Raw genomic sequence first — 9,994 nt, 5'->3', positions numbered from 1 at the left:
AGCGACAAGCTCACGGGAACAAAACATGGGATAATCGCGGCGCGATTCGTCCCGGGCATCAGCATTTTGATATAGCTGACAGGGGTGGTTGCCCCCCGATATGATGGAAAAACGGGCTCACGATTGGCACCGGGCCCAAGCATCGCACGGAGAGCAACCATGAAACAGTATATAGGCTTTGACGTTTCACTAAAAGATACCGCGATCTCCATTCGTCAGGATGGAAAACGGATCTGGCGCGGCAAGTGCGCATCGGATCCCCAGATCCTGGCGCAGATAGTCCGCAAACACGCCCCGCATGCGGAGCGGGTGGTATTCGAGACAGGTCCATTGTCGACMTGGTTCTATCATGCATTAACGGCGGCGGGAGTTCCCGCGRTCTGCATCGAAGCGCGYCATGCGCAGAAAATATTGAACGAGACGCTCAACAAGACTGATGCCAATGATGCTGACGGTCTGGCCCAACTGGCAGAAGCCGGCTTTTACAAGGCGGTCMGGGTGAAGTCGTTCGACGCCATGTTGACCCGCACACTGGTGGGCGCCCGCAACCTGTTGCTTACCATCTCAACGCAGCTGAGCAATCAGATCCGCGGGGTCATGAAGACGTTTGGCATCRTCGTTCCCAAGGGTACAGGCCGTGTATTCGACGGGAATGTCCGCGAGCTTCTGGACGGCAGGGATGGCCTGGCACAGATCATATTGCCTTTGCTRGAGGCCTGGCGCGACATCCGCAAGCGCGCCGCWGAACTTGATCGTCAGTTGCTCGCCGCAGCCCGGCAAAGCCAGGCAATCAAGYTGCTGATGACGATCCCGGGAGTCGGGGCGGTCACGGCCGTCTCCTATGCTGCGGCGATCGAAGACCCMGCAAACTTCAAAACTTCACGCGCGGTCGGCGCCTGGCTCGGGCTTACCACGCGGCGTTACCAATCAGGCGAAGTGGATTATGACGGCCACATCTCGCGGCGAGGCGACAACTATCTGCGCGGCCTCTTATACGAGGCGGCAACGGTCATTCTCACGCGTACCCACGCTAGCAACCAGAGCGGCCTCARAGACTGGGGCCTCAGGCTGCGCGAGCGGCTGGGTTTCAAGCGCGCCGCGGTCGCTGTGGCCCGCAAACTGGCAGTCATCATGCACACAATGCTCAAAACAGGAGAGGCATTCAACACATCGGCTGGCGTCACCGCATAACCAATTCACCWGCTTAACTTCTCAGCGCGTCAGCATCTGACGTATTGAGGCGTCCCTGCCGYGGACGTGGGTCAGGTCATTCCGCTTTAACGGCTGCAGCTTTTTAAAGACTGCGCACAAAACATAGGAAGACCTTGCCTGCGGAGACCCATCATGCGGCGGCTTTATGCCGACCGCGAAGACAACCCTGCTCCCGGCATACGAACACCCTCGCGCGACACGCCGCATTGAGAAAAAACAAGCACAAGGTTGATTAACGTGTCGACGCAATGCCCGACGCGATCAGGCCTTCCCCATGCCAACCACGCTTGACTGGAGGGACGCGATTATACAACGCGATTATACAACCGTTACAAGTCGACTATAATTCGTAGTTCAACGCCAGCTTCCACATTTGCACTGCTGTTTCTGGCGTCAGGTGCCGGTTGAAGTCGCCATTCTGATCGCGATTCGGTAATTGTTCATGTCGATGCCGCTAGATCTCAAATAGCGATGAGAATGGGAGACAGGCGCTCTCTCTCGAAGATGCTGGTGATCTCTGCGGTTGTGGCGTGGTTACGAACCCCTCGACGCTGCCCTCTGCATTGACGAGCGGGGGGCGCGTCGCTAAGCTCGATCTGTCACACTACCTGTGCTATCAACCGCGCTGTTTCGTGATCCTCGAACGCCGTGGTCAGGCGAAAATGGTTCATGACAGTGATCTCCCAGCCATAATTGACTACTGGCGTCGTCAGCCAGCCGATATAGACGCCCCACATCAGGCAGCGGCCAAACTCGGTAAAACTCTCCTCGAACGAGGGGCAATCGGCCACGCCCTCGACCGCCAGCCTATCGAGATAGAAGCGGACCAGATCCTGTTCATGGGCGCGGCGATCCTCCACCGACAGCGCCGTCGTCACAAGATAGCTGACATCATGCATATGATGGCCGCGACAGGTGAGTTGCCAGTCGAGCAGCCCACCCGACCCATCGGGCAATATATAGCTGTTACCGATATGCATGTCGCCCTCGACCAGCGTTTGCGGCAGGCTCTGCTGGTGCCGGTGCAGCGCCAAGGTGCCGTTGCGTAGGGCAGGGCCGGTCGTGCGCAGTCGCTGCACCATTTCGCGCTTGAATGACACCGTGTCGATCTCATGCTGGATCAGCGGCTCGGCCCCCACCATCATCAGTTCCGCCACCTTGCCCTCGACATGGCTGCCCGCCCAGGCCAGATCGCCGCCGGGCCGCAGGCGGGGGCTTTCCCAGAAGCGGGCGTGCAGCTTTGCCTGCTGCGACAGGATGGATCGCACATTGTCGAGCGTTACCGGCGACAGGACGCTGGGGAAGGTCGCGCCGCGCAGGGTCAGGTCTTCCAGCACGATGGCAAAGTCGCTCGATACCGCATCGAAGCCCGCGCCGAAACTGCGCGGCGTCTCCAGGTCCAGTTCGGGACGGACGCGGTTGTAGAAATTGACTTCATTTTCGTAGAAGGGCGCCAATATCTTGTCGACGCCGCGCGCAACCTTCACGACCAGGCGGGTAGGCAGGTCCTCCGGACTGCCCGGCCCATAACGGACATTGACGATCACGCGCCCCGCCGTGGACACGAACTGCTCGCCATAGGTCTTGGCCTCCACCATATCGACATGAGTGACGGTCACGCCCGGCACGGCCTGCGCCATCAGCCTGGTCAGATAGGCGGGCGTGATGTCCGCCGCCGATGTCGGGTGCGCCAGTGGGTCGGCCATACAAAGCTATCCTTTTCTGCTATATTATCTCGGCGGGGCTAACCGGCCATGATCCCGCCATCGACCGCCCAGCAGGCGCCATGCACCCGGCGCGCGCGGTCGGACGCCAGGAACAGCAGCGGTTCCACTACATCCTCCGGAGGACAGGGCGGCCGCATCCCGGTGTAACGGGCCAGCAATCGGGGATCGGCGAAGTCGGGAAATGCCATGCCCTGCAACATTTCCGTTCGCATCGGGCCGGGGGCCAGCACGTTGATCCGGACCGGGATGTCCATCATCTCCATCGCCAGCGACAGGGTCAGGCCGACAAGGCCAAATTTGGACGCTGTATAGGGCGCCAGATAGGCCTGGCCCATGAAGCCCGCGGTGGACGCGACGCTGATGATATTGCCATGGCTTTCGATCAGGTGCGGCATCGCCGCCTGCATCAGGAAGAAGGGGCCGGACAGGTTGGACGCGATGGTGCGATGCCATTGTGCGGCGGTGACGTCCGGCAATTGGTGGAACATCACATCGGCGGCGATATTGCACAGCACGTCAAGCCGCCCGAACGCCGCGATGGCCGCTGCGATCGAAGCGGCGCAATCATCGGCATCGCCCAGGTCGAAGGGTAGCTCCACGCTACGGCCGCCCGCTTCCCCGATCAACCGCGCCGTTTCCGCCAGCTTGTACGCGCTGCGCCCCAGCAGGCATAGTGTTGCCCCCTCGCGCGCGAACGCCAGGCTGGCGGCCCGACCCAATCCCGATCCCGCCCCGGTGACGAGGACCACCTTGCCGGTAAATTCCATCACCAGCGTCGCCGCCATTGCGCCCCGCGCCTGCGCCGACGGAGGGCTTCGTCGCGCTGCTCTGGCGTCACCACCGGCGTATCGCTGGGCAGGTGCGCGCGTATCTCTGCCGCCGGCACGATTTTCAGCACCGGCTCCGGCCCCGAACTCGCGCCGGTCCAGCGCAGCATCAGCGATCCCTCCAGCCACCCGGCCGGGTCCAGCCAGTTGGGCACGCCGGGATCGTCGATCGCGATCACGGCGCGAAAGCGGCCGTCACTATCCAGAACGGCCTGGCCGCCATTCAGGCTGCTCTGATGGTTGATCCAGTCGATCGTGTTCCACAGCGGATCGTTCAGCTGCACATTCCAATAGCGGACCTGATCGGGCATCGCGGTGTCGATAATCATCGCTTGCCCCGCTTCCAGCCGGAAAATGCCCTGATAATAATGCTGCCCGGCCACGCCGCCGCGTCCGGCCCAGTCGTCATATTCAAGGCTGTTAATGAAGCCTTGCGCCCGCTGTCGCTGGCCATAGCCCAGCGCGAAACCGGCATAGCGTTCGACGAAGGCGGACAACCGATCGAGCCGATGCACGATCTCGGCCGCAGGCATGGGCGCGCCGCCCACGGGCCGGTCGACCCGCTCGATGGCGATCCGCAATTCCCGGCCCACGCCCCAGTTATAATAAGCATGGCGCAGGCCGATGGTGACGGCACGTGGATCGAGCGGGAACCAGTCGCCCGTATGACCGTCCGGCCGTTCGCCACTGACCAATATGTCGAACGCCCCGCCCGGCCCCAATGTGCAGGCATCCAGGTCGATCATGCCGACCGATGGACCCAGTTGCTCCATCGGTCCCAGCCCGCCTGCGACCAGATCAATGAAGATGAACACCCCGTCGCCACGCTGGCCCGACAGCCGGTAAATACCGCTACCATCAATCCGCGCCGCGCCATAGATGAAGTCGGGATTGACCCCGACGGTGTTCAGCACATTGCTGACCGACGGCACGAAATCGGGCTGATCGGCGTCGGCGAACGCGGTCTGGTAGCCGGTGGCGAGCGCCGCAAAGAGCAGGCGATGCGCCTCCGCCCGCGCCTGCGGGTCTGCGGGGTCCGTCAACCTGTCCAATACGCTGTCCGCGCTGGCCATCGTCTCCAGCCAGCCGCGCCAGGCAGACGGTTCAGATGTAGGCACGATATGTCTCTATATATTCGGCGAACCGGTCGCTGACCTGATCGGTGGTCAGGCCGTAATCGGCCAGCGTATAGCTGCGCGCGCCATGTTTGCCCGCCGGATTGTCGTGCAGCCAGCTAAGGATGCCCGCTTCCGATTCCGGCGTGAAGTCCCAGCCGAAATGGTCGTAGGCGGCGCGGATGGTGGCGACCGGATCGGCGACCAGATCCTTGTAGCGCATGTCGTGGATCGGCAGCTCGGGATGCGCTTTGCGATAGTCCATGCTGCACTTCACCCCGTCCCACCAGAGTTGCAGAAACTCGGCCCCCAGCGCGTGCAGGTCGAGATTATCGTAGGATGGCCCGCGAATGACGCTGATAAGCTGGGATATGGAGGCGATAACGGTGGTAGGGTCGCGATGCGGTTGAATGAATATCGCGTCGGGATAGACGCTGCGCAACGCAGGCAGCTTGTACATATGCTCCTGAATCTTGAGCACCCAATGTTTGCCCGGATGGCGCCAGCCCAGATGCTGGAGCCACATTTTGTGCACCTCGTAGCGGAAGGTTGCGTCGATCCCCTTGAACCAGTCGTAGAAGCGCGGGAGATGCTGGAACATGCAGGGATTGCTGCTCTGGAACGACGTGGTCATGAATGACCCGCATTCCTGCGGTATTTTGGCACCGAGCGGATGGGCCTTGAGCAATTCGTCGGCATCCGCGCCCAATTGCGCGCGCAGATGCGCGTCGAAGCGGGCGATGCGCGGGTCTGTATTGGCTGTCGCGGCCTCTGGCGGGGGCGAGGGTTCGGCCACTTCCCACATCAGTGGAGTGCGGACCTGCGGGTCGCCGTCCATCAACGCATGGAGGAAACTGGTGCCGCAACGGGGCAGGCCCAGGATGAACAGTGGTTGTCTGATCTCCACCTCGGCAATTTCGGGGTAGCGCGCGCGATCGTCGGCTATCGCTTTCAGGCGCGACAGATCATCGTTGACGATATGCAGGGCGCGGGCATGGCCATTGGCGTTGAGATCGCGGTCCTCCGCCATCGACGCCAGCAACATCGTCAGGCCGGGCCTGACATTGTCGCGCAGATAGTCGGGCAGGGGATAGCGGTCCAGAAGCGTATCGGCGTCGGGGAAATCATGGGCGCTGCTGATCGTTGCCATGGCTTATATCCCCAACGGATAGAATATCGACTTCTGATTCTGATATTCATGCAGCCAATCGGGACCATATTCGCGCCCGACACCCGATCGCTTATAGCCGCCGATCGGCGCATAGCTCATGCGCCCGGTGCCGCCGTTCAGCATGACGCTGCCCGACCGGATTTGCAGGGCCATTTCGTATCCCTTGGCCGCATCCGCCGTTTCGACGCCGCCATTCAGCCCATAGCGGCTATCATTGGCGATGCGGACTGCTTCCTCGTCGGTGTCGAAGCCGATGATGCAGCCGACCGGGCCGAACACCTCTTCCTGGGCAATAGTCATGCTGTTGTCGACATCGTCGAAAATCGTGATGTCGGTGAAGAAACCCTTGTCCAGACCCGCAGGCCGCCCGCCGCCATGGACGATCTTCGCGCCTTCATCGCGGCCGATGGCGATCAGATTTTCGACCTTGCTCCGCTGCGATTCGCGGATCAACGGCCCCATCGCCACACTCGGATCGGCAGGATCTCCGATCTTGAACTGGCTGGCGACGGCGCAGGCGGTTTCGACGAACGCCTTTCGGATACTGTTATGGACGACCAGGCGGGTAAGGAGCGCGCAGCCTTGGCCCGCATTGACCGACAGCACGGCGACTGCCATCGCCGCCGCCCGCGCGACATCGGCATCGTGCCGCAGGATCAGCGCTGACTTGCCACCCAGTTCCAGATGGACGCGCTTCAGCGTCGGGGCCGCCTGCGCCATGATCGCCGCGCCGACGCCTTCGGACCCGGTGAAGCTGACCAGGTCGACGCGCGGGTCGCTGGTCAGCATCGTACCAACCTCCGGCCCGCCGGTGATGACGTTCAGCACACCCTTGGGCAGGCCGATCTCGTCGGCGATCTCGCCGAACAGCAACGCGGAAAAGGGGGTGAAGGGAGACGGCTTGAGCACCAGCGTATTGCCCGCCAGCAGCGCCGGCACGATCTTGGCCAGGTTGATGAGGAAGGGGAAGTTATAGCCGGTAATGCCTGCGACCACGCCGACCGGCTCGCGAACGACCGTCGTGCCGCCCATTTTGCGGGGGCCATCGGGGTCGAAGGGATTGGGGGTGATGTCGATCGGCAGGCGGACACTATCGTCGCGCGTTGAATGTTCCAGCGCAGCGAGAAGATGGTCGAGCGGATTGGCGACCTGCATCCCGTGGGTCACGCCCTGCGCGCAACCGACCTCCGCCACGATCAGCGCGACGATCTGCGGCCGCCGCGCGTCCAGCGCCGCGTGCATCCGGCGCAGATAGGTTGCGCGCTCGGCCATCGCCATGCGCGGCCACACGCCATGGTCGAACGCCTCGCGGGCCGCCGCGATCGCTGCTTCCGCCGCCGCCGCATTGCCCACAGGCGCGTGGCCGATCACCGCTTCGGTCGCCGGATTGATGATAGCGTCGCGCTCCGCGCCTGCGGCAACCCAGGCGCCGTCGATGTAGAGTTTGTCGATCGTTGTGAACGGGATGGTCATGGGTGGATATCCTGTCCGGGCCGCAGGATCATCTCCGCGGCGTTGAGGGCGATGGCCATCGCTGGCGCATTGGTGTTGCCCGACACAATAGTCGGCATGATGGAGGTATCGACCACGCGGAGGCCGGTGACGCCGCGCACGCGCAACTGCGGGTCGAGTACGGCGTCTTCGTCCGCGCCCATCCGGCAGGTGCCGCAGATGTGGAATGTCGTGCCGCCAAGGCTGATGGCATTGGCCAGTATGTCCTCGTCCGTCTCGATGCCCACGGTTTTGCCGGTTTCCGCGACGATCCAGTCCTTGAGCGCGGGTTGCGTGGCCAGATCGCGTAGCCAGCGGAACAGGGCGACGAAGTGCCGCCGGTCGGCATCGGTGGCCAGGTGATTGGCGTCGATAACGGGCGGCGCATCGGGATCAGCGGCGCTGATCCGCACCTGCCCCTGGCTGTCGGGCCGCAGATAATAGGCGATGACGGTCATGCCGGGATAGGGGTCCAGCACCACCGCGCCCTTCGCATCGGTATGAAAGGAATAGAGCCCCAGGCCGATCTGGGCATCGGGCCGGTCGGGCGACGCCTGCGTCTTGATGAAGCCGCCCACTTCATGCGCGCCGTGGGTCAGCGCCCCTTTCGAGCCGAAGAAGTATCGGAGCACCGACGCGATCAGACCTAGGCCAGACAGTTTCTGGTTCAGGCTGTTGCCGCGCACCTTGTAGGTAAAGCTCAGATAGCGATGTTCACGCAAATTGGCGCCGACGCCGGGCGCGTCGACCACGACCGGAATGGCCAGCGATTCGAGCAGGGCGCGGGGGCCAATGCCCGACAGTTGCAATAATTTGGGGCTCTGGATGGCCCCCGCCGACAGGATGATTTCGCGCCGTACCGCGACTTCGTGCAGGCCATTTTTGTCACGCAGCAGGATGCCGCTGGCCCGCTGCCCGTCGAACAGGATGCGCTGCACGTCGGTATCGGTCACCACGGTCAGGTTCGCGCGTCCCCGCACCGGTTTCAGGAAAGCGCGCGAAGCGGAAAAGCGCTTGCCGCGATAGGTGGATATCGGCTGATAGCCCATGCCACCCTGCGTGACCGCAGGGATGTCGTTCATGTCGTCCACCCGATGCGTCCCGGCCTGCTCGGCCGCGTTTAGGAACGCTTCGCACAACGGATCGCCGGACGGATGGATGCTCACCTTGAGCGGGCCGCCGGTCCCGCGCCACGCCTTGGTGCCCAGCGCATGATCCTCCAGCGCGACGAAATGGCGGCCCATCGTCTGCCAGCCCCAGCCGGTGCAGCCCGCCGCTTCCCACGCGTCGTAATCGGCCGGCGCACCGCGCACATAGACCATGCCGTTGACCGAACTCGATCCGCCGACCGTGCGCCCCTTCAGCCAGCTTTCCTGCGGCGCATTGCCGCCCGGCGACACGGCATAGTCCCACACATGGGGATTGCCCGGCGCCAGCAATTTGCCGATGCCGCGCGGCATGGCGATCAGCGGGCTGTTGTCGTCCGGGCCAGCTTCCACCAGCAATACCTTGACCGCCGGGTCGACCGACAACCGGTTCGCCAGGACGCAGCCGGACGACCCGGCGCCGATGATGATATAGTCGTAGCCATTCTGGTTCATGCCGTTCGAGTTCCTCGCCATAGCCGCTAAAGACCATAGACGTGGCCTTAGTCCCACCTGTCGGGTGATAGGTGGACGGTCGGCGCGCTCGTCGCGGGTGGTTCGCTTTCCGCTTGGCTTGGCGGCAGCGAATTGCGATGCGTGCGGGCATGAAGGGTAAATGGGAAGATTATGGACCCGGCGCGCGCAAGCTGCTGCTCGCCGTGGAGGAAATCATCGCCGAACGCGGGATCGAGGGTGCATCCATCCGCGAAATCCTGCGCGTCGCCAAGCAGGGCAATAACTCCGCCATCTATCGTCATTTCGGATCGAAGGAATTACTGATCCGGGCGATTTACGACATCCGCCAGGCGGAAGTGGACGATTGCCGGATGCTGCGGATGCAGGGGTTGCCGCGCCTGCCCGACGATATTCGCGGCCTGCTCGAATTATTCCTGTTGCCGGTGCTGGACGCCTTCGCAGGGCGGCAGAGGTGGATTTATTCGCAGTTCATCCTGCACCTGATCCTGAACGATCCGTTTGACGAAGCCTTTGACCGAGCCAGAGAAGGACCGGCGGTCGCGCTGGTTCATCAGGCGTTGCGGGGATGCTGCGCCGCCATGTCGGACCAGGTCTTCACCATGCGCCTGTCGGTGGCGGTGACGAATTTCCTGATGGGCGTCAGCTATGGGGACCGGGTCGCCAATCTGACCGGCGGCGCCTATCCGCGCTCCGACCAATATCTTGAAGACCTGATCACCGCAGGCTGCGCCTTGCTGATGCTGCCGCCCTTCGTCGAAGCCGCCGACACGCCCGGCTGACGATTGGCGGGGTCATGGACGAAAATCGAGGGCCCTCTCCGGCGATAGGC

8 protein-coding genes are annotated in these 9,994 nt (G+C 62.9%); 2 read left to right on the top strand and 6 right to left on the bottom strand.

The window, feature by feature from the left end:
* Window positions 1-159 precede the first annotated feature (159 nt).
* Window positions 160-1,191 carry an IS110 family transposase gene (locus BF95_RS06885; protein ID WP_043150294.1) on the top strand — a complete coding sequence of 344 codons (1,032 nt, stop codon included), beginning with the start codon at window positions 160-162 and terminating at the stop codon, window positions 1,189-1,191.
* Window positions 1,192-1,811: 620 nt separating this feature from the next.
* Here BF95_RS06885 and BF95_RS06880 read toward each other — a convergent pair.
* From BF95_RS06880 to BF95_RS06855, 6 genes are read right to left on the bottom strand one after another with little or no spacing between them, the layout of a single operon-like run.
* Window positions 1,812-2,918, bottom strand: a complete 1,107-nt coding sequence (locus BF95_RS06880; RefSeq protein WP_043150293.1) for a phosphotransferase — start codon at window positions 2,916-2,918, stop codon at window positions 1,812-1,814.
* 38 nt (window positions 2,919-2,956) lie between these two features.
* Window positions 2,957-3,724 (bottom strand): SDR family NAD(P)-dependent oxidoreductase, encoded by a 768-nt coding sequence (locus BF95_RS06875; RefSeq protein WP_235209610.1) that lies wholly within the window; start codon window positions 3,722-3,724, stop codon window positions 2,957-2,959.
* Window positions 3,706-4,884 carry a hypothetical protein gene (locus tag BF95_RS06870; protein ID WP_235209609.1) on the bottom strand — a complete coding sequence of 393 codons (1,179 nt, stop codon included), beginning with the start codon at window positions 4,882-4,884 and terminating at the stop codon, window positions 3,706-3,708. Before BF95_RS06870 ends, BF95_RS06875 begins: the two co-directional genes overlap by 19 nt.
* Window positions 4,871-6,031, bottom strand: coding sequence for a sulfotransferase family protein (locus BF95_RS06865; RefSeq protein ID WP_043150291.1), 1,161 nt, complete (start codon window positions 6,029-6,031; stop codon window positions 4,871-4,873). The genes BF95_RS06870 and BF95_RS06865 overlap by 14 nt, the downstream gene beginning before the upstream one ends.
* Before the next feature lie 3 nt (window positions 6,032-6,034).
* Entirely contained in the window at window positions 6,035-7,525 is a 1,491-nt protein-coding gene (locus BF95_RS06860; protein WP_043150290.1) for an aldehyde dehydrogenase family protein, read from the bottom strand.
* Window positions 7,522-9,144: a GMC family oxidoreductase gene (locus BF95_RS06855; RefSeq protein ID WP_043150289.1), complete on the bottom strand. Its 1,623-nt coding sequence runs from the start codon at window positions 9,142-9,144 to the stop codon at window positions 7,522-7,524. Before BF95_RS06855 ends, BF95_RS06860 begins: the two co-directional genes overlap by 4 nt.
* A 149-nt stretch (window positions 9,145-9,293) precedes the next feature.
* Here BF95_RS06855 and BF95_RS25515 point away from each other — a divergent pair, with 149 nt between their 5' ends.
* Entirely contained in the window at window positions 9,294-9,944 is a 651-nt protein-coding gene (locus BF95_RS25515) for a TetR/AcrR family transcriptional regulator (RefSeq protein ID WP_161774232.1), read from the top strand.
* The last annotated feature ends 50 nt before the right edge of the window (window positions 9,945-9,994 follow it).

The organism is Sphingobium sp. Ant17 (assembly GCF_000588875.1).
Lineage (GTDB): Bacteria > Pseudomonadota > Alphaproteobacteria > Sphingomonadales > Sphingomonadaceae > Sphingobium.
This window is presented reverse-complemented; position numbering and strand designations above follow the sequence as displayed.

Excerpts from the sequence above, each read along its gene's own strand:
- BF95_RS06880 (WP_043150293.1), bottom strand. The coding sequence starts at position 2,918 with ATGGCCGACCCACTGGCGCACCCGACATCGGCGGCGGACATCACGCCC.
- BF95_RS06860 (WP_043150290.1), bottom strand. The coding sequence starts at position 7,525 with ATGACCATCCCGTTCACAACGATCGACAAACTCTACATCGACGGCGCC.
- BF95_RS06855 (WP_043150289.1), bottom strand. The coding sequence starts at position 9,144 with ATGAACCAGAATGGCTACGACTATATCATCATCGGCGCCGGGTCGTCC.
- BF95_RS06875 (WP_235209610.1), bottom strand. The coding sequence starts at position 3,724 with ATGGCGGCGACGCTGGTGATGGAATTTACCGGCAAGGTGGTCCTCGTC.
- BF95_RS25515 (WP_161774232.1), top strand. The coding sequence starts at position 9,294 with ATGAAGGGTAAATGGGAAGATTATGGACCCGGCGCGCGCAAGCTGCTG.
- BF95_RS06865 (WP_043150291.1), bottom strand. The coding sequence starts at position 6,031 with ATGGCAACGATCAGCAGCGCCCATGATTTCCCCGACGCCGATACGCTT.